The 19,860-nt window shown below is 70.3% G+C and carries 16 protein-coding genes; 8 read left to right on the top strand and 8 right to left on the bottom strand.

What is annotated here, in order from left to right:
- Window positions 1-851 precede the first annotated feature (851 nt).
- Both ABZX96_RS19100 and ABZX96_RS19095 read right to left on the bottom strand, forming a co-directional pair.
- The gene (locus ABZX96_RS19100) at window positions 852-1,316 is read right to left on the bottom strand and encodes a PhzA/PhzB family protein (protein ID WP_355545805.1); all 465 of its coding nucleotides are present in this window, start codon (window positions 1,314-1,316) and stop codon (window positions 852-854) included.
- A 383-nt stretch (window positions 1,317-1,699) separates the two neighbouring features.
- Window positions 1,700-2,938, bottom strand: a complete 1,239-nt coding sequence (locus ABZX96_RS19095) for an FAD-dependent monooxygenase (protein WP_355545803.1) — start codon at window positions 2,936-2,938, stop codon at window positions 1,700-1,702.
- A gap of 281 nt (window positions 2,939-3,219) precedes the next feature.
- On the opposite strand from ABZX96_RS19095, the gene ABZX96_RS19090 reads away from it, so the two are divergent.
- On the top strand, window positions 3,220-4,032 hold the full coding sequence (locus tag ABZX96_RS19090; RefSeq protein ID WP_355545801.1) for a TetR/AcrR family transcriptional regulator: 813 nt from the start codon (window positions 3,220-3,222) through the stop codon (window positions 4,030-4,032).
- A gap of 306 nt (window positions 4,033-4,338) precedes the next feature.
- On the opposite strand, the gene ABZX96_RS19085 is transcribed toward ABZX96_RS19090, so the two are convergent.
- The gene (locus ABZX96_RS19085) at window positions 4,339-5,418 is read right to left on the bottom strand and encodes a rod shape-determining protein (protein ID WP_355545799.1); all 1,080 of its coding nucleotides are present in this window, start codon (window positions 5,416-5,418) and stop codon (window positions 4,339-4,341) included.
- Between the two features lie 685 nt (window positions 5,419-6,103).
- Entirely contained in the window at window positions 6,104-8,197 is a 2,094-nt protein-coding gene (locus ABZX96_RS19080) for an FUSC family protein (RefSeq protein WP_355545797.1), read from the bottom strand.
- Window positions 8,198-8,510: 313 nt separating this feature from the next.
- Between ABZX96_RS19080 and ABZX96_RS19075 the strand changes: the two genes are divergently transcribed.
- Window positions 8,511-9,536, top strand: coding sequence for an alpha/beta hydrolase-fold protein (locus ABZX96_RS19075; RefSeq protein WP_355545795.1), 1,026 nt, complete (start codon window positions 8,511-8,513; stop codon window positions 9,534-9,536).
- A 70-nt stretch (window positions 9,537-9,606) separates the two neighbouring features.
- Here ABZX96_RS19075 and ABZX96_RS19070 read toward each other — a convergent pair whose 3' ends face one another.
- Window positions 9,607-10,041, bottom strand: coding sequence for an ATP-binding protein (locus ABZX96_RS19070; protein ID WP_355545793.1), 435 nt, complete (start codon window positions 10,039-10,041; stop codon window positions 9,607-9,609).
- Window positions 10,042-10,264: 223 nt separating this feature from the next.
- Between ABZX96_RS19070 and ABZX96_RS19065 the strand changes: the two genes are divergently transcribed.
- The 3 genes from ABZX96_RS19065 to ABZX96_RS19055 all read left to right on the top strand — a co-directional run bounded on the left by ABZX96_RS19065 (window position 10,265) and on the right by ABZX96_RS19055 (window position 11,905).
- Window positions 10,265-11,110 (top strand): helix-turn-helix transcriptional regulator, encoded by an 846-nt coding sequence (locus ABZX96_RS19065; protein ID WP_355545791.1) that lies wholly within the window; start codon window positions 10,265-10,267, stop codon window positions 11,108-11,110.
- Window positions 11,111-11,132: 22 nt separating this feature from the next.
- Complete coding sequence (locus tag ABZX96_RS19060; RefSeq protein WP_355545789.1) at window positions 11,133-11,333, top strand: DUF397 domain-containing protein; 201 nt, start codon at window positions 11,133-11,135, stop codon at window positions 11,331-11,333.
- Between the two features lie 83 nt (window positions 11,334-11,416).
- Window positions 11,417-11,905 carry a DNA-binding protein gene (locus tag ABZX96_RS19055; protein WP_355545787.1) on the top strand — a complete coding sequence of 163 codons (489 nt, stop codon included), beginning with the start codon at window positions 11,417-11,419 and terminating at the stop codon, window positions 11,903-11,905.
- A gap of 163 nt (window positions 11,906-12,068) precedes the next feature.
- Here ABZX96_RS19055 and ABZX96_RS19050 read toward each other — a convergent pair whose 3' ends face one another.
- Complete coding sequence (locus tag ABZX96_RS19050) at window positions 12,069-13,562, bottom strand: CoA-acylating methylmalonate-semialdehyde dehydrogenase (RefSeq protein WP_355545785.1); 1,494 nt, start codon at window positions 13,560-13,562, stop codon at window positions 12,069-12,071.
- 725 nt (window positions 13,563-14,287) lie between these two features.
- Here ABZX96_RS19050 and ABZX96_RS19045 point away from each other — a divergent pair.
- Both ABZX96_RS19045 and ABZX96_RS19040 read left to right on the top strand, forming a co-directional pair.
- Complete coding sequence (locus ABZX96_RS19045; RefSeq protein WP_355545783.1) at window positions 14,288-14,494, top strand: MerR family transcriptional regulator; 207 nt, start codon at window positions 14,288-14,290, stop codon at window positions 14,492-14,494.
- Between the two features lie 271 nt (window positions 14,495-14,765).
- Window positions 14,766-15,770 (top strand): Gfo/Idh/MocA family oxidoreductase, encoded by a 1,005-nt coding sequence (locus ABZX96_RS19040; protein ID WP_355545781.1) that lies wholly within the window; start codon window positions 14,766-14,768, stop codon window positions 15,768-15,770.
- Window positions 15,771-15,819: 49 nt separating this feature from the next.
- On the opposite strand, the gene ABZX96_RS19035 is transcribed toward ABZX96_RS19040, so the two are convergent.
- Entirely contained in the window at window positions 15,820-16,602 is a 783-nt protein-coding gene (locus tag ABZX96_RS19035) for a VTT domain-containing protein (protein WP_355545779.1), read from the bottom strand.
- 535 nt (window positions 16,603-17,137) lie between these two features.
- Here ABZX96_RS19035 and ABZX96_RS19030 point away from each other — a divergent pair.
- Window positions 17,138-17,428 (top strand): heavy-metal-associated domain-containing protein, encoded by a 291-nt coding sequence (locus ABZX96_RS19030; protein WP_355545777.1) that lies wholly within the window; start codon window positions 17,138-17,140, stop codon window positions 17,426-17,428.
- A 1,071-nt stretch (window positions 17,429-18,499) separates the two neighbouring features.
- Here the strand turns inward: ABZX96_RS19030 and ABZX96_RS19025 are convergent.
- Window positions 18,500-19,789 (bottom strand): citrate synthase, encoded by a 1,290-nt coding sequence (locus ABZX96_RS19025; protein ID WP_355545775.1) that lies wholly within the window; start codon window positions 19,787-19,789, stop codon window positions 18,500-18,502.
- Window positions 19,790-19,860: the final 71 nt, after the last annotated feature.

The raw sequence follows: 19,860 nt of genomic DNA, 5'->3' as shown, positions 1-19,860 counted from the left end.
TTCGGCTGCGCCTGCCGCCGCGCGTCATTCCGACGAGCCGTGCCCCCCTTTGAGGCATCGCGAGCAGCGTCCCGTGGTGCTGTGTCGTGCTTCGTCGCACGCGACGCTTGGCGCTGCGGGGCCGCGCCCTTCGACGCCTTCCGGTTGTCGCGCTTCGAGGCGTCGCGCGCAGGCCCTTGGCGCTTCCGGGACGCGCGCTCTTCAGCTTCGGCCCTTACTCTTTCGGCCTTTCCTCCTTCGGTCTTGCCTCCCGCGGGCTTTCCTCCCTCCGGCTTTCGACTTCCAGGGCCGCGCGATTCCGACTTCTTGCCTTCGGCCTTCCGGACTCGTGGCTTCTGTCCTTCCGGCTTCCGGGAATCGGGCGTCCGGGCTTCCTGCTCTCGGCTCCCCGGCTTTCGGGCTGCGGGTTTCCGCGCTCCGGACTTCCGGGTTTCCGGTTTCCGGTCGCCCGGCTTCCGGTTTTCCTGCTCGTCGCGGTGGTGGGGCTGAGGCAAGGTGCGTGGTCTCCTGCTGGCAGGTGAGCACCGTTTCCCGCCGTGCTCCGGAGCGATGCCCCATTGTCTCTCATCGTGGCGGACGAAACCGGGGCCGGGCGCGGGCACGGGCACGGGTCCGGATACGGGGTGACCGGGCCCGTGAACGGGGCCTTGCCCATGAACGGGGACATTGGGCCAGGCCGGGCCGGGCCGATCGGGCTCCGCCCTACGAACGCGGTGCTCCGGAGCCGGGCGCACAGGCGCTTCCCCCCGGTGCCGAAGCCCCGATTCCGCGTCTCAGCCCCCGGGCACGGGCACCCAGCCGGCACCTGTTGAGGGTCTCCGTTGCTCGCCCCCCGTGCGTTGCGGCGTCGTTCACGGTGGTAACCAGTCACGCGTGACGTGCGGGGGCTCGATGATCAAAGAGCGCATGTGGTCCAGTGGGTTGGCGAATTCGTGGCTGCTGGCGATCCTCCCGTTCTCCAGCGTGAACCGGTGGACGAAGTGGTTCCGGTAGTGCCTGGCAGGGCGGCCCGGCCACAGAACGCGTCCTTCTCCCTCGCACTCCACCCAGAGAAGGTCCGGGTTCTGGGTGTCGAAGAACTCCACGTCGTACCACCGCCAGTCGGGCAACAACCGAAGCGCGACTTCGTCGTGCCGTCTGAGCCGGTCCCGGCCACGGATGGTGACCGGCCGGCCGAGGTCGGCGTAACAGAGGGAGGCGGTGCCCTCCTCGGTGTAGAGGGTGTAGCGGTTGCGTCGGTCCCGCACGCCGGACCGCAGGTACTTCGCGACGGCGGCACGATTGCGTCGCCGCAGTTCTGCTTCGTCGTCGTTCACGTGACCTCCCGGGCGGATAAGACTTGCGCGGTTCCGGGTCGGTTCCCCGTCGGGGCGTGAGGCATGGGGACCGAGGGGCGGAGCCCCGGTCCTCGCAGCCGGAGCTTGCCCCACGCGACGCGGAAGCAGGCACGGGAGGGAATATGCGGCGGCATGCAGAAGCGAGCCAAGGGGTGTGGGAACGAGCTTGGGGCGCGGGGGCGAACTCAGGGACTGGGATACGGCTTCAGGCTGGGCTGCCTGACGCTGGAACCGGGATCGGTCCCTCTGCCCTGCGTTCCGGCCAGGTCATGGCGGACGATGCGATGCGGACGATGCGATGTCGAACCGGCCGCGGGCGACGGGCTCACTCCGGCCGCACGAGGGACCTTACTTGAGGGTCCTCATACGGCTCCTGCGAGCGGAGGCCGGCCGGTCCGGCGCACCGCCGTCTCGTAGTCCCTGACCGTGAAGTCGGTCGATATGTCCTCGCCCGCCTGGAGCATGGCCGCGAGTCCTGCCGGGTCGTTCAGCATGGCGTTGCGCTGGTCGATGGCCTCCTGTGTGGTGGGGGCGAGGAACGCTCCGACGTGCTGGCCTCCTTCCTGGCACCCCGTGACGTAGTCGCGTATCTCCTGTTCGTAGCGGGTAAAGGCCGTGCGGTGATCGCCCTCGGCCCGGGCCAGTTCGCCGGCGAGGACATACGCGCCCACGATCGCCGAGCCGGTGCCCATGCCGCCGAGCGTCGCGCCGTAGGCCGCGTCGCCTATGAGCACCACGCGCCCGGTGGACCAGCACTCCACGTCGACCCGGCTTATGGAGTCGAAGTACAGGTCGTGGGCGTCTCGAAGGCTCGCCATCAGCTCGGCGGTGCGCCAACCGCCGCCGCTGAACGCCTGGGCTATGAGTTGCTTGTGCTGCTCGGTGTTCCGCCGGTCGTAGGCCAGTTCTTCGGAGGCGAAGAGACAGAAGGCCTGCGTCGTGTCGGGGTCGAGCGCCGTGCTGCCCGCGCTCGCGAACAGGCCGGGTTCGTTGTAGGCCATCGACGGGCCGCGGAAGTCCGCGGCGCCGTCCGGCAGTTCCCATCCCGCGACGTAGTAGCCGAGGTGGCTGACGAACCGCTCCTCAGGGCCGAAGGCGAGCCGCCGGACGGTGGAGTGCAGGCCGTCCGCGCCGACGACCAGGTCGAAGGTGCGCGGCGCGCCCCGCTCGAAGGTGACGTCCACGCCCTGCTCGGTCTCGGACAGGGAGGCGATGGAGTCGCCGAAGACGTACTCGGTGGCGGGCCCCCACTCGTCTGCCGTCTCCCCGTCGGTGCCCAGGCTGTGCTCGTACAGCAAGCGGGCCAACTCCGACCGCAGGACCTCGACCTCACCACCCGCGAACTCCGGAGGCAGCCCCGCCACCTGCCGCCCGCTCGCGTCGATGAAGCGCACCGGGAGGCCGCCGGTGGCATGCCGCCGGATCTCGTCCAGGATGCCCATCCGTTCCAGCACCTCCCGGTGCACGGCCCCGCGGAAGTCGACCGCGAACCCGCCGCCGCGCAGCGCCGGGGCCACCTCCACGACCGTCGTGCGGAAGCCGTAGCGCCGCAGCCAGTACGCCAGCGCCGGGCCCGCCACGCTCGCGCCGGAGATCAGCACGCTCTGTCGTCTCCCCGCACGGACCGGATCCTCCGTACCGTTCCCGTCCCTGTTCCCGCTCCCGTTCCCCGTCCGATCCGCCGCTCCCCGCACCGGCCCCTCCACCGAAGGCCGTGCGACCCCGTTCGTCGCGCCACTCGTCATCGATCCCCCTCGTCTCGTCACGTCGTCACCGACATAAGAACTGTATCCCCCGGACACGGATTTGTATACGCCGGACACTGATTTGTGTCCCAGGTACACCCATTCGTGTATCGCGGACGCGGATTTAGGATGCGGAGGTGGCAGGAGACAGGAAAACCAGCGTGTTCGGGGATCAGGCCGGGTGCGTGGAGCTGCTGTGGGGAACGCGGGAGCGTCCCAGTCGCGGCCCCCGGCCGGCGCTCAGCGTCGAGCGGATCGTCCGGACCGCCATCGCGGTCGCCGACGCCGAGGGGCTTCCCGGAGTGTCGATGCAGCGGGTGGCGGGCGAGCTGGACTTCACCAAGATGTCCCTCTACCGGTACGTCCCCGGCAAGACGGAACTGATCGCCCTCATGATCGACGCGGCGATGGGCGCCCCTCCCGACCTCCCGTCCGGCGACGCGTCCGACGCCGGCTCGGCCGGCGCATCCGAGCCGGTTGCCTGGCGGGCCGCGCTGCGGGAGTGGGCCGAGCGCATGGCGGAGGTCTTCCACCACCACCCCTGGCTGCTGGGGGCGACGACAGGCCCCCGCGTCATGGGCCCCAACGAACTGAGCTGGGTGGAGTGCGCCGTCGCCGCGCTGTCGGACTCCGGCCTGAACGGCGCGGAACAGATGGACGCGGTGGTCGTGGTGGTGGGCCACGTCCGGGCCATCGCCCAGCAAGCGGCCTCGGTCGGAGTGGGGAGCGCCCGCGCCAAGGGGCCCGAGCAGGTGATGAGTGCCGCGCTGACCGAGTTGCTGCTGGAGCGCACGGATCGCTATCCGGCGCTCACCGCCGCGGTGTCCTCCGCGGCGGCGGGTTCCGGGCGGGACCAGGCGTTCGCCTTCGGGCTCGACCGGATCTTCGACGGCCTGGAGGCCTACATCGCACGGAAGGCCGGGGAGGCGGAACCGGCGTCCCGTCACTGACCGGTCCGTCTGTCAGCTCCGCCTGTCACATCCGCCTGTCACATCCGCCTGTCAGGTCGGTCCGTCTGTCACGTCCGTCTGTCAGGTCGCCGGGCAGAGCCTCCTGAGTGTCCATGGGGGCGCCTCGGCGACTGCGGCGTCGGATCATCGGTAGGGACAGGGGCACCGGACGCCGGGACGGGCGGCGAGCGTAGGGACCCACAGGAAACGAGACCAACGACAGGCGCGGGCACAGATGCCCCACAGGAAACGAGACCAACGACAGGCGCCGCCCCAGCCCCCGCGGTCACCCCCGCCCGCGCCCCCTCACAGCCGAGCCGTCTTCCGCGGCTGCTCCATCGCGCCCGCCAGCAGCCCCTGGAGCTTGGAGAATTCCTCCACGCACTTGCCGGTGCCGTTGACCACGCAGTCCAGCGGGTCGTCGGCGACCACGACCGGTACGCCCATCTCCTGCCGGATGCGCTGGGCCAGCCCGCGCAGCAGGGCGCCGCCGCCGGTGAGCGCGATGCCGTGTTCGAAGATGTCGCCGGACAGCTCGGGCGGGCACTCGTCCAGCGTGCGGTGCACGGCCCGGACGATCGCGTCGACCGGCTCGGACAGCGCCTCCCGGATCTCCTCCTCAGTGATCTCCTGGACGCGCGGCAGCCCGCTGATGTGGTCGCGTCCGCGGACGGTGAAGGTGGTGCTGCGGGCGGGTTCGCCGTCCTCGTCCACGTCCACCGGGGTCCAGGCCGCGGAACCGATCGCGATCTTGATCTCTTCGGCGGTGCGCTCGCCGATGGCCAGGGAGTGCTTCTTCTTGACGTACGAGGTGATCGCCGCGTCGAGGGCGTCGCCCGCGACCCGTACGGACTGTGCCGTGACGATTCCGCCCATGGACACCACGGCCACCTCGGTCGTGCCGCCGCCGATGTCCACGACCATGCAGCCGAGCGGCTCGGCGACCGGCAGCCCGGCGCCGATCGCCGCGGCCATCGGCTCCTCGATGAGGTGCACCTCGCGGGCCCCGGCGCCCCGGGCCGACTCGATGACGGCACGCCGTTCGACGCCGGTGATGCCGGAGGGCACGCAGATGACGACGCGGGGCCGGGAGAAGCGGCGGGAGGGCAGCGCCTTCTTCATCAAGGCGCGCAGCATCCGCTCGGCCGCGTCGAAGTCGGCGATGACGCCGTCCTTCAGGGGGCGCATCGCGGTGATGCCGGAGGGGGTGCGGCCGATGGTCCGCTTGGCCTCCGAGCCGACGGCGATGACCTCGCCCATCGCGTTCACGGCGACGACGGAGGGCTCGTTCAGTACGACGCCCTTGCCACGTGCGTACACCAGCGTGTTGGCGGTGCCGAGGTCGATGCCTATGTCGTACGTTCCGGACGAAGTGCTGGACGCCATGGGGAGTTCGCTTGCTCTCTCTCGACTCGGCGGCAGGCCCCGGAGGGGGTCCTCGGACATCGCAGCCCAGACGGCACCACGGCACCAATGGTTGGCCAATGACGTCAATTAAGGGCAATTATCAAGACTACAGCGGGGGGCGGATGGTTCCCGGACGGCCGTACGAGGCGGCCGGCCGCCACCCTTCACCCGCGCGACGGGACGAGCCGTCGTTCGGAGGGCCGGCAAACCGGTCCCCGACGAAGGATCCACCGGGCCGGTCCCCGCCCCGGGGAACGGGAGGCCGATCCCCGCCCGAAGAACGGGAGGCCGATCCCCGCCCACGGGAACAATCCCCGTCCACGGGAACAAGGAGCCGGTCTCCGTCCGCAGGAGCAGGAGCACGAGCGGGAAGCCGACCCCCATCCGCGGGAGCGGGAAGCCGATCCCCACTCGCAGGAGCGGCGACCCAAGCACCATTCGAAGATACGAACGACCGACGGCCGTTCGCTTCCCTAGCCCTCACCATTCTCCACGGCCTCCCCCTGCACGGCAGCACCCACCACCCTTTGGCCGTATTCCTTCATCCCTCCGGCCCATCCCGTTCCGTACACCCCTCCCACCCCACGGACCGCCCGCGTCGGCACGCCCGTACCGGCACTCCGTACCCCCATATCGATGTACCCGCTGCCGCGTCCCCGCCCCCTCACCGCGTCGCCCGGTTCCGTCCCCCCGGGCCCCGGGACAGCGCCTGCGCCAGGTCGTCCAGCGCGTCCACGAGCAGGTCGGCGCACCGCAGCGCCACTCCCCCGCGCCCCTCGCTCTCCCCGTCCCACTTCTGCCACGTCTGGCGCAGCGCGCCCCAGTCGAGGTCGCGGCGTTCCCGTACGGCCTGCGCGGCGGCCTCCACCGACCTGCGCAGCTCGTCCACGAACGCCTGGGCGCCGGGTGAGGGCTCGGCGTCCCGGTCCGGCAGGTGGGCTTCCGCGATCATGGTGACCCGGCCCATCGTGGACAGCGCGGACTGCGCCGCGCCCGCCGCGCTCAAGGAGAGGCCGCGGTGCCGCACCGGTTCCTTCTCGGCCCGCGACTCGCTCTCCTCCCAGGCCGCGCGGGCCGCCCGGGCGTCCAGCAGCGCCTCACGGACCTGCCGCGGACGGCGCTCCGCCGGCCGGGCGTACGCGTCGAAGACGGCGACGGCGTAGCGTCCGCTGGCCTCCACCCACTGGGCCAGCCGCTCGCGCAGCCGCGGCGTCTCCCAGGCCGGGAAGAGCGCGTACGACAGCATGGCGAGCAGTCCGCCCATCAGGGTGAGCACGACGCGTTCCTGAACGGTCTGCTCCCACCCCGCGCCCGCGATGCCGAGCAGGAAGACGACGTACGCGCCCACGCACGCCGACGTCACCGACACGCCCGTGCGCAGCAGCAGGTACATCAGCAGGACGCAGCAGACGGCCAGCGCCGCGTTCACGTACATGCCGGGGTGGGCCAGGGCCACCACCACCCCGCCGAACACGACGCCCACGAGGGTGCCCGCGAACCGCGCCACGCCGCGCGAGTACGTCTGCCCGAAGTCGGGGCGCATCACCATGACGGCGGCCAGCGGCGCCCAGTAACCGTGTCCGAAGGGCAGCGCGTGGCCGAGGACGTAGCCGGCCGCGGCGACCGCGCTGACCCTTAGGGCGTGCCGGAAGATGCGCGAGGACCAGCGGGCCTCGCGGCGCAGCGAGCGCAGCGCCTTGGGGACCAGCTTGGGCACCGAAGGGCGCAGCAGGTGCCCGCGCTCGGATTCCGTGGTGGGCCGGGTGGCCTCGATCGGTTCGTCGGTGAGTTCGACGGCGTCGGCGAGCAGGGAGATCAGCCGCAGCGCGGAGCGGCGGGCGGCGCCGCTGAGCATCGGCCCGGACTCGGGCACCTCGATGACGGCCATCGCCTCCGGGGGGAGGCGCACCGGTTTGGCGTGCCGGATGGCGACCGCCACTGCGTCCAGGACGGTCGCGGCGGCACGGAGCAGCTCGCGCACCCGTTCCCGCTCGGGCCCTTCCGGCGGCACCCCGACGACGGGGTCGGCGATGAAGGCCAGCACGGGCCGGACCTGTTCGGCCAGCGCCCGTGGCCCGTGCAGCTGGATCGGCCGCCGCCGGGCCTGACGGGGCGTCATGGCGGACGCGAGCCGGGCGTCCATCAGGGGCTGCGGGTCGAAGGGAGCCACCGGGTCGTCCCGCAGCCGGCGCGCGTAGTCGGCCTCGGCGGCCAGCGCGTCCGCCAGCGCGTCGCGCTGCCGCCCCCACGGCCGGATGGGGAAGAGCACGATGAGTGTGGCCTGCACCAGCCCGCCGAAGGCGATGATGGCCGCGTGGGCCAGCGCGCCCGTCACGGAGGTCGGGAGGGTGACGGTGACGAGCATGACGGCGACCGTCTGCGTCCCCACCAGCCCGGACACCGGCCCGATGGCCCAGGTCATGCCGGCGAGGAACGTCCACACGGCCAGCAGGAGCAGGAACCCCATGAAGTGCGCGGCGGCCAGATATCCCAGGAACGTCGAGACCGACAGCCCGCCCGCAACGCCCAGCGCCAGCACCGGACGCGGGCGCCAGCTCCGCTGGAAGGTGGCGATCCCCGCGGAGAACGCGCCGAAGGCGGAGGACACGGCCAGCACGGGGTTGCCCAGCCCCAGGCAGACGCCGATGACGATGGCGACGCCGGCGGTGCCTCTGAGGGCGATCAGCGGGGTGAGCTTCGTCCGTTCGATGCGCAGCCCGGAACGGGCGGTCTGCTTCAGCGCACGTGCCCAGCTCATACCGCGAGAATACGGGTGATAAGCCGCGAAAGGTGACGAGCTGCGCGCTCATCCGCATCTTCCATGGTGATCACTGCCACACAGGATCTCCATCTATCCGGTTTTCCTGTGGAAAATGACGGCAAAGGGGATCGTTGCCCCGGGTAAACGGTGCTGGTCAGGGCGGGTTCCGCCTCGTCCGCCCGGCTCGCGCCGACGAACACGACACGTCGCGGGCGAAACCGGACAGGGCCCCGCGAGCCTCTTGCTGTCCGGCCGGCCGACGCTTCCGCCCCGGCCCGTCCCCTTCCCCCGACACCGCAAGGAATCCCCCGTGCGCAAGCCCCTCCTCACCTCAGTCGTCACCCTCGCCACCGCCGCGGCCCTCGCCACCGTGGCCGCCTGCGGCGCGACCGACGCCCGGCACGACCCCATACGTTTCGGAGGTCCGGATTCCGGACAAACAGACGCGCGCACCACTCCACCACCAGCCTCGCGGTCACTCACCCGCATGCCCACGAACCCGATCACCTTCGAGGAACAGAGCAAGGTGGGCGGCGCGGGCGAGGACACACCGATCGGGATGACGACCTTCCACGGCCCGAAGTCCGGGTTCACGGGGAAGGTGTGGGTGTGGGCGCCCCCCGAGTACTACGAGAAGAAGAACGCGAACAAGGGGTTCCCGGTCATGATGGCGCTCCCCGGTTCGTACGGTTACCCGGTCAACTACTGGATCGGTTCCGACCTCAAGCTGGAGGAAAACCTCGCCAAGTGGTCAAAGGAGGGCAAGAGCCTGCCCTTCATCGTCGTCATGCCGGTCCTCAACCCGAACGACAAGCAGTACTACGACGGCAGCGACATCCCCGGCCAGCCCAAGATGGGCACCTGGCTCAGCGAGGACGTCCCCGATCTCGTACGGCAGAACTTCCGCACCCTCAAGAGCCGCGACGGCTGGGCCATCATGGGCTCCTCCTCGGGCGGGTTCGCGGCCCTGAAGAACGTCCTCCAGCACCCCGACACCTTCAAGGTGGCCATCCCCAACGGCCCCGACATCGTCCCCGACTCCCCCTTGTGGAACGGCCACGCCCGCGAGGAACGCGAGAACAACCCCGAGGTCCTGGCCCAGCGCCTCATCCGGAAGGGCGGCCCGGACGTCTACCTCGCCTTCCAGGACGGCTCCAAGGAACAGACCATCGTCCCCAAGGTCCGCACCTTCATCGCCCGCTACGGCCACGGCCCGGTCCACACCCGCTTCGAGATCATCCCCGGCGGCATGCACGACGCCCGCACGTATGTGGAGGGCATGGACGAGGGCACGATCCAGTGGGTGAGCGCTCACATGCAGGGGCCGACGGAATGACGGTGCTCAGGGCGGGGCGGTGATTCGCTGATCAGGGGCCCGCCCGTATGGCAGGCGGTGCGCCGACGCCTCACGCACCCGGAGCCGCCCCTCCGTCCAACTCGCACCAGACCACCTTGCCGCGCGCACGCAGGCTGCCGCCGAGCGGCCGACTCCCCCACCGGTCCGCGCAGTGCGTCACGAGAAACAGCCCGCGCCCCCGCTCGTCCCACTGATCCGCGCACGGCATCAACGGGAGCCGCGTGCTGGAATCCCACACCGTGATGCGCAAGACGTCGTTCCGCCAGGCGAATCGGACGACGGCGGGTCCCTGGGTGTGCCGGTAGGCGTTGGTCGCCAACTCGGACGTCAACAGCTCGGCCCGGTCGACGAGTTCGGCCATCCGGTAGTGCTGGAGGATCGTGCGCGCCGTCGTCCGGGCGACCCCCGGCCCCAGCACGCTGGGCGGGATGCGCAGGGCATAGGCCCAGGAGCCGGGCGGCGGGGTGGTGACGTGATCGGACATGGAAGTCCCCTCGTCGGCGGGAGATGTGGCCATGGGCAACGCGGCTGGTGGCTCGCCGTGCGGGGACGGTGCTCTTCCAGGCGTGGACGGTGCGCATGGGGTGCGCTACGGAACGTAGTGGGTTCGTTCGGCCAAGTGCACCGTTCCCCCTTGGAAGCACTCGTAGGGGTGAATCGACCCCTATCACCACCTGCCACATATGCGTCCCCGCTAGTAAGGCGTCATGCCACCACGCAAGAGCCCGACCGTCCGCCAGAAGCGCCTGGGCGCTGAACTGCGCAAACTGCGAGAGCTGAAAGGAATGTCGATCGAGGACGCAGCGGAAATCCTGGAGTGCGGAAAAGCCAAGATCAGCCGCATCGAGACCGGTGTCAACGGCATCCGCCCCGTCGATCTGCGTCTGCTGCTCAAGGCCTACGACGTCATCGACCCGGCCTTGTCCCAGGCCCTGCTGGACATGGCTCGCGAAGGCCGCGCACGTAACTGGTGGAACCGCTACAGGGACGTCCTCGGAGGGTTCGCCGACTTGGCCGAGCTGGAATCAAAAGCCGTCGGCATCCACACTTGGGAGACGGTCCTCGTGCCCGGTTTGCTGCAGACACCCGACTACATGCGGGCCCTCTTCCGGCGAGGACGGATCGACACCCCGAAAGACGAGATCGAGAATCACGTCCGCGCACGGGTTCACCGGCAGCGGATGCTGTTTGAGAACAACCCTCCCGAGTTCTGGGCAGTCCTGTACGCACCGCTGCTCTCCGCCCAATTCGGTGGCCCGGGAGTCATGCACGACCAACTGCTTCACCTCGTCAAGATGGCGCAGCACGAACACATCACCATCCAGGTACTGCCTTACACGGTGGAGTCCCACCGGGGCGTGAACGGGCCGTTCGGCGTGGTGCGGATGCCAAGTCCCGGCATGGACGTCGTACGAACCGAGACGGCGCTTTCGTCCCTGTACCTTGAGGACGAGGAGCAAGTCCTGCTGTACAAATCGGCGTTCGACGAGCTGAGGGCTATTGCCCTGGGCCCGGTTCCCTCGTTGAACTTGATTCGGAGCATGACTCACTGACAGACAGGACAAGAGGTGGAACGTGAGACAACTCGCTTGGCGCAAGTCGAGTTTCTCGGGTGACGACGCGAGCCGCGACTGCATAGAGATCGCCGATGCACCCGACGGGACGGTCCGAATACGGGAAAGCGACAGCCCTCGCACCGTCGTCACGACCGAAACGGCGGCCCTTCGAAAGCTCCTGCTCCGGATCAAGCGCGGAGCTTTGAAAACGGGCGCGTGAGCGAACCCCCTGCCACTTGGTTCCCTGCCACTCCGGCAGGGAACAAGTGGCAGTCATCTACGAACGCGTAGGCAGGAAACCTCATGGGACCAGACCCTCGAAGCGCCACCGCCCCCTCCAACGGCACCGACTCAGCCACCCAGACAACAGCGAGGCCGAACTACGGCGGCGTCTGGCTGAGCCGCTACGAGTTCTACTCCTCGGGCCGCGACGCCACGTACACCGGTGCTCATTACGTCGTAATAGTGCAGAACGGAGATCGTCTCACCGGGAAATCGCTCCCCGGGGCGTCATCGAACGCCAACTCACCGCTTTCCCTTGACCTGACCGTCAACGGCAACGTCATCACCGGAACGTGGGTGGAGGAGACCGCAGCCGACGGTTACTACGCCGGGGCCGTGTACCACGGAGCGATCCAACTCCTGGTCGAGCCGACCGGCCGGCGCATGGCTGGGAAATGGGTCGGGTTCGGGAAGGAATTCGATGTGAATACCGGGCCCTGGGAATTGGTTTTCAAGGACGCTTCCGTGTCCAAGGAGACGGTGGAGCGGTACAGCCGTCCGCCTGAGTGAGCACTTTCCGCCGGGCCCGTCACACCACGTCTCTTACGTTTGGCGTCTTTCACCCCGCGCGTCCCCGCATCCCCCCGGACATGCAGCAGACTGCGGTCCGTGCGTCGGAAACGCACCCGGCCCCCGCCGAAAAAGCGGGGGCCGCACCGCGCCCGATCAGGCGTCAGTGGTTGCGCGGGAACCCGAGGTTGATGCCCCCGTCGGCGGGGTCGGGCCAGCGGGTGGTGACGACCTTGCCGCGGGTGTAGAAGCGGATGCCCTCCGGGCCGTAGATGTGGTGGTCGCCGAAGAGGGAGTCCTTCCAGCCGCCGAAGGAGTGGTAGCCCACCGGTACCGGGATCGGCACGTTGACGCCCACCATGCCCGCCTCGACTTCGAGCTGGAAGCGGCGAGCCGCTCCGCCGTCCCGGGTGAAGATCGCCGAACCGTTGCCCCACGGCGAGGCGTTCACCAGCGCGATGCCCTCCTCGTAGGAGTCCACCCGCACCACCGAGAGCACCGGCCCGAAGATCTCGTCGCGGTAGGCGTCCATCTCGGGCGTCACCCCGTCCAGCAGGGACACCCCGATCCAGTGGCCGTCCTCGTAACCGTCCACGGTGTAGCCGGTTCCGTCGAGCACCACCCGGGCGCCCTGGGCGGCGGCCCCGTGTACGTACGAAGCGACCTTGTCGCGGTGCTCCCGGGTGATCAGCGGGCCCATCTCCGAGGTGGGGTCCGCGCCCGGGCCGATGCGCAGCGCGTTCGCCCGCTCGGTGATCTTCTCGATCAGCGGGTCGGCGGTCTCGCCGACCGCCACCACCACGGAAATGGCCATGCAGCGCTCGCCGGCCGAGCCGTAGGCCGCGTTGATGGCCGCGTCCGCCGCCAGGTCGAGGTCCGCGTCGGGCAGCACCACCATGTGGTTCTTGGCGCCGCCCAGCGCCTGCACCCGCTTGCCGTGCGCGCCGGCGGTCGCGTGCACGTGGCGGGCGATGGGGGTGGAGCCGACGAAGGACACCGCGGCGATGCCGGGGTGGGTCAGCAGGCGGTCCACCGCCACCTTGTCGCCGTTGACGACGTTGAGCACGCCCTCGGGCAGGCCGGCCTCGGCGGCCAGTTCGGCCAGCCGCAAGGCGGCCGAGGGGACCTTCTCGCTGGGCTTGAGGACGAAGGTGTTGCCGCAGGCGACGGCCAGGGGGAACATCCACAGCGGCACCATGGCCGGGAAGTTGAACGGCGTGATGCCGGCCACGACACCCACCGGCTGACGCAGCGCGGCCACGTCCACCCTGGTGGAGACCTGCGTGGACAGTTCGCCCTTGAGGTGCTGGGGGATGCCGCAGGCGAGTTCGATGATCTCCAGGCCGCGCGCCACCTCGCCCAGCGCGTCGGAGTGGACCTTGCCGTGCTCGGCGGTAATCAGGGCGGCCAGTTCCTCGCGGTGCGCGTCCACCAGTTCCCGGTAGCGGAAGAGGACCGCCGTGCGCTTCGCCAGGGAGCTGCTGCCCCAGTCGGCGAAGGCCACCTTGGCGGCGACCACCGCCGCGTCCACCTCCTCCACCGAGGCGAACGCCACCCGCTTGGCCTGCGCCCCGGTCGCCGGGTCGTACACCGGTCCGAAACGCTCGGACGTCCCCTCGACGGGCTTGCCACCGATCCAGTGGTTGACGGTCTGCATCAGACGAACCTTTCTTCAGATCCTTCGGGTGTCTTCGATACGGCGGCGGGGCGGGTAGGGCCAGGGGGCCGGGTCACGGACGCGGGGGTGCGTCGGCGCGTCCGGTGGGCGGTCTCGTGCGGGCGGGTGTCATCGGTCCGGCCTCCGCCGTCTCCACGGGGGTGGGAACGGAAACGAACGGCCGCCGGACGGGTCGTGGCCTGGGCGACGGGCTCATCCCACCAGGCTCGCGCGGTGGGCGCGCCCGGCACAATGTCAGCCGTTTCGGTCCTGACATAGACATGTGGGACGGGTGGCGCGCGGTGTGCCGGTCCTCCGCCCGCACCGCGCCGGTCCTCCGCCCGCGCCGCGCCGGTCCTCCGATTCCCGCGTCCGGGGCCTACCTGTGCTGCGCGCTGGCCCTTCTCGCTTCCGTCTCGGTCCTCGCTTCCGTCTCGGTCCTCGCTTCCGTCTCGGTCCTTGCTTCGGGCCCGCTCCTCGCTTCCGTCTCGTTTCCCCCTTCGGTCTCCCTCCCCGCTTCGGTCTCCATCCCGTGACAGCCGTCCGTCGTCCGTCACGGCTGTCACCGTTGCACCGGACTTCCGCTACAGCCGATCAACAGGCCCTCCCTTTCGGTCACGCTCCGTCGTTCACCGGGCACAGGCTCATTGATCATCAGTTCGTACGCGGCTCCCCCGCCGGCTCCACCGAGCCGACGCCGCGTACGGCAGGGAGGTGCGAGACAGATGACCGACCGGAGACTCTGGTCGTACAAGGAGATCGCGGCGCACATCCGGGTGCAGCCGGACACCGTGCGCTCGTATCGCAAGCACGGTTTGCTGCCTCCGCCGGACCTCGTGGAGAGCGGAAAGCCCTACTGGTTCGCCGACACGGTCCGCGCGTGGGTCGCCCGCAGACCGGGCAACGGTGGCCGACGGGCGACCGGGGACTGAGGGGGGTGCCTTCGTGGGGGCCGGGAGCGTGCGGCGGGTCGATGGTTTTCGTCGGCGTTCGTGGTTCGTGGGGGGCGGCGCTCCAGGACGCTCCGGAACTCCGGGAAACGCTCCGGATTGTTCCCGCAGGAACCTTCCGCCTCATCGGTCTCCCGCGCAGAATGAGACGACGCCCCTATGTCCTGACATTCGTACAGGAACACAGGAACACAGGAGCACAGGAGCACAGGAACCTTTCGTCTCACCTGTCCCCCTCGTGAAGGAGCAGCCCATGCGCATCGGTCTCATCGGCGCGGGACGGATCGGCGCCCACCACGCCCGGACGCTGCTGTCCGTCCCGGCCGTCGACCGTCTCGTGATCGCCGACCTCGTCCCCGGGCGCGCCGAGAAGCTGGCGGACGAGTTCGGCGCGGCGTCCGCCGCCTCACTCACCGATCTGTACGCCGTACCCCTGGACGGCGTGGTGATCGCCGCGGCGACCGACGCGCACGCCGGTCTCGTCCATCAGGCCCTGGACGCCGGGGTGCCGGTCTTCTGCGAGAAGCCGCTGGCTCCGGACGTGGCCGGCACGCGCGCCCTGGTGGCGCGCGCCGCGTCGGGGGCCGTCCCCGTCCAGGTCGGCTTTCAGCGGCGGTTCGACCAGGGGTACCGCGCGGCCAGGGACGCGCTGCGCGCGGGCGAGCTGGGGTGGATCCACACCCTGCGGGCGTGCAGCAGCGACCAGGCGCCCCCGCCCGCCGCCTTCGTCCCCACCTCCGGCGGCCTCTTCCGGGACTGCTCGATCCACGATTTCGACGTGCTGCGCTGGCTCACCGGCCGCGAGGTCGTCTCCGTGTACGCGCAGGGGGCCAACCGCGGCGCGTCGTTCTTCGCCGAGAGCGGCGACGTGGACACCTGCGCCGCCCTGCTGCGCTTCGACGACGACACGCTCGCCACCGTCACCGCCACCCGCTACAACGGGGCGGGCTACGACGCGCGGCTGGAGGTCTGCGGCTCCGAGGGCGCCCGGTTCGTCGGGCTGGACGACCGTGCGCCGATGCCGACGGCCGAGCCGCGGCTGTCCTGGCGGCAGTCCGCGCCGTACGCGACGTTCATGGAACGGTTCCAGGACGCGTACGTGGCGGAGCTGACGGCCTTCGTCGAGGTCGTCGCGGGGCGCGCGGAGAACCCCTGTCCGCCGGTCGACGCGCTGGAAGCGCTCTACGTCGCCGAGGCATGCGAGCGCTCGCGGCGCATAGGGGAGCCGGTGCGGATGGATGAGATACGGGCGGAGTGAGCGGTCCGGGGAGGCGGGGGCTGGCGCACCAGCTGGGGAGGTATCTCCGTCACCAGCGCCCGGCCGACGGGCAGGGGCGGTCTTCCGTGCGCTCGGCGGCCGGCCAGCCGTCGCGTCGCGCGTCGGGGAGCGTCTTGCGTACGGCGTCCCCGTCCCTCGTACGAGCACGCGGCTCGCGTCGGCAGGGTGCGTACGCCGCCCGCGCCAGGCGGGCAAGCCACGTTCCGCGTGACGCGCCGAGGCGGGCCCGGCGTGGGCGGGTCGCGCGGGAGCGGACTACCCACTGGGCCGCCGCGCCCACCGTCGCCACCAGGACAGAGACCCCCACGCCCACGAGCGTGGCGAACAGGGTGTCGGCCACCGCGGCGGTGCCCAGGTAGCCCAGGCCCACCGAGTACGCCGCCCACACCGCCTCGGCGATCCCCGCGCCCAGCGCGTACCGGCGGAGCGAGTAACGCACCACTCCGGACGCGAGGGCGCCCACGATCCGCCCGCTGGGCAGGAACCGGACCGCCACCACGAAGGGCAGCCCGTAGCGCTGGATCTGCGCCGACGTCCATTCCAGCAGCGCCCGCCGACGCGCCCGGCGCAGCATCCACGCGCGCACCGGACCGCCGAACCGCCGGGCCGCCACGTGCATCAGCAGATCCCCCAGGAGCGCGCTGCCCGCGACGATCAGCAGGACGAGACTGATGTGCGCGCCCCCTTGGGAGGCGAGCACTCCCGCCGTCACGAGCAGGGCGGAATTGGGGACCAGCGGTGGCGCCGTGGTGAGCGCCAGCAGGCCGTACAGGGAGAGCGCGTCCATGGCGCCCGCCTCCTCGGTTTCCACGCCCGAGCTCTTCTTCCAGGCTCGCGCGCCGACTCGGCCGCGGCAAAACGGTTATGGCGCGGCGTCCGGTCGCCGCTACGGGCCGCGTACGAGGAGGCGTACGGCGGTTACGGTGCCCGGCGAGCGCTGGGCGCCGTTCCTGGTGAGCGGGTCGCGTGGTGGGGCGTTGGCGGAGTGCGCCCGGCGCGGACGGGCCACTCGTATGGGTGACCTGTACGGCGGACGCGTATGACGGGCCCGCCGGGCGGGGTCCAGTGGTGCGGTGGTGTTCGCGGGGGGCGGTGGCCTCGGCGCGGTGTCGGGGAGTTCGGTGGGGCGTCTGGTGGCGCGGCGTCGATGTACTGGCGGCGTGTCCCGGACGGGGTCCCCGGCGTGGCGGCAGGTAGACAGGGCCCAGGGATGCCAATGTACCCCCGGGGGGTATACAGTCGGAGGTGTCGGGAAGCGGAACCCCTCACCGGACCGCCGCACCCCGCACCCGCGACGCGCGCACCCGCGCGCCGCTCGCAGACCGTAGCGATCAAGAGGAGAACCCATGGCCGAGAACAGCTCCTGCTGCACCCCCGAAGGCACCTGCCACAGCGGCTCGACGAGCGAGGTCGCGGTGGGCGAGGTCACCACCACGTACAAGGTGACGGGCATGACCTGCGGCCACTGCGAAGGCGCCGTCTCCTCCGAGATCTCCGAGATCGCGGGCGTGACGTCGGTGCAGGCGGTCGCCGCCACCGGCCTGGTGACCGTCACCTCCAAGACCCCCCTCGACGAGGAGGCCGTGCGCGCGGCCGTCGACGAGGCCGGCTACGAGCTGGCCGGCGTGGCCGCCTGACGTCTCGTCCGCCACGCGGGCGCGGGCCCACCCACCCCTCCGGGAAGCGGCCCGCGCCCGCGGCGGAACCCGCTGCTGACGAGCGGCGCTCAGACTCGCGCGGGACGGGGATACGTAGAACCGGTTGGCGGGCAAGGAAAAAGTTGAGCTTTCACAAAGTTCTCACACGCGACACAACACCCATACACGCGAGCGGGAATCCACGGATCGCCAGCCCTTGACCTCATTCGCCCCTTATGGCAGGAGACCCAGATCACAGGTGCGCGGACGTAACCATCGTGGGGGGTCGTGAGTCTAACCGTGCGGTGCGGGCACCTCGGCGGAGCCCGTACCGCAACGGCCAGGCTGGTCTTGGGGGACTTCGCCCGGTCACGCGTGGCCGGGGCGACGTGCCCGGGGAGCTTTGAGCGGCCCTCCCGTACGTGCGCGTCCCGGCAGAGCGCGGTAGGGCAGCCAGACGCCCGGACGGATCCCGTGGGGGGAATCCGCCCCGGGAAAGGAAAGCGCCCCGCGCTCCGGACCCGTGGGGGGATCCGGAGACGGGGCGCTTTTCGCTATCGGGGGGCGGGTTTCGCCATCGGGGGGCCGGGGTGCGTTCCGCTGACGCCCAGAAGGCGGGGTGCTTTCCGCTGTCGCTCGGGAGGCCGGGTGCTTCCCGATACCGCCCGGGAGGCCGGGTGCTTCCCGACGCCGCTCGGAAGGCAGGGTGCTTCCCGATGTCGCTCGGAAGGCAGGGTGCTTCCCGATGTCGCGGGGCCCGACGCTTTCCGCTATCGCGGGGCGAGGTGCTGGGGCGCCGGAGCGGCGCGGCCTGCTGTTCAGGCGCGGGGTGTCGCTGCGGGTGCGCACCCCTGCCCCTGAGCCGACCGGGGCCACGGCTGGCCCTCGTCGGCACGTGACGCAGTAGCTGGGCTGGGCACGCTGCCGGTCGGCCAATCGGCCGGTCGGCAGCACAAGGGCGGCGGCCTCCGGCACCCGAGGGTTCCGGGGCCGCCTTCCGGCCGCGATCCGGCCTCCCGTCCGGCGAGGTGCTCACCGCCGGACGGGACGATCGCCGCCGCCCCTACGGCCTCAGCGCTCCTCGACCGGCACGAAGTCGCGCTCGACGACCCCGGTGTAGATCTGGCGGGGGCGGCCGATGCGGGAGCCCGGCTCCTTGATCATCTCGTGCCACTGGGCGATCCAGCCGGGGAGCCGGCCGAGCGCGAAGAGCACGGTGAACATCTCGGTCGGGAAGCCCATGGCCCGGTAGATCAGGCCGGTGTAGAAGTCGACGTTCGGGTAGAGCTTGCGCGAGACGAAGTAGTCGTCGGAGAGCGCGTGCTCCTCCAGCTTCAGGGCGATGTCCAGCAGCTCGTCGGACTTGCCCAGCGCGGAGAGGACGTCGTGCGCCGCCGCCTTGATGATCTTCGCCCGGGGGTCGAAGTTCTTGTAGACGCGGTGCCCGAAGCCCATGAGCTTCACGCCGTCTTCCTTGTTCTTCACCTTGCGGATGAAGGAGTCCACGTCGCCGCCGTCGCGCTGGATGCCCTCCAGCATCTCCAGCACGGACTGGTTGGCGCCGCCGTGCAGCGGGCCCCACAGCGCGTTGATGCCGGCCGAGATCGACGCGAACAGGTTGGCCTGCGAGGAGCCGACCAGGCGGACGGTGGAGGTGGAGCAGTTCTGCTCGTGGTCCGCGTGCAGGATCAGCAGCTTGTCCAGGGCGCTGACCACGACCGGGTCGAGCTCGTACTCGGCTGCGGGCACCGAGAACGTCATGCGCAGGAAGTTCTCGACGTAGCCCAGGTCGTTACGCGGGTAGACCACCGGCTGGCCGACCGACTTCTTGAACGCGTAGGCCGCGATCGTCGGCAGCTTGGCCAGCAGCCGGATGGTGGAGATGTGGCGCTGGCGCTCGTCGAACGGGTTGTGGCTGTCCTGGTAGAAGGTGGACAGCGCGCTGACCACGGAGGACAGCATCGCCATCGGGTGCGCGTCACGTGGGAAGCCGTCGTAGAAGCGCTTGACGTCCTCGTGCAGCAGGGTGTGGTACGTGATGTCCTGCTTGAAGGTCGCCAGCTGATCGACGGTGGGCAGTTCGCCGTCGATCAGGAGGTAGGCCGTCTCCAGGAACGTGCTGCGCTCTGCGAGCTGCTCGATCGGGTAGCCGCGGTAGCGGAGCACTCCGTTCTCACCGTCGAGATAGGTGATCGCGGATTTGTACGCGGCGGTGTTGCCGTAACCGGAATCCAGGGTCACCAGACCGGTCTGGGCGCGCAGCTTCGAGATGTCGAAGCCCTTGTCGCCGACGCTGCTGTCGACGACCGGGTAGCTGTATTCGCCGTCCCCGTAACGCAGTACTACAGAGTTGTCGCTCACGTCATCCCTCACCGACGTTGTGCCTCTTCTTCGAGGTGCCCTGACTGCCTATACCTTCCCCCATTTGGCCC

It is taken from the genome of Streptomyces sp. NPDC003077, assembly GCF_040611095.1.
Taxonomy (GTDB): Bacteria; Actinomycetota; Actinomycetes; order Streptomycetales; family Streptomycetaceae; genus Streptomyces.
The sequence above is the reverse complement of the archived record's forward strand: the minus strand, read 5'-3'. Positions and strand labels throughout refer to the sequence as shown.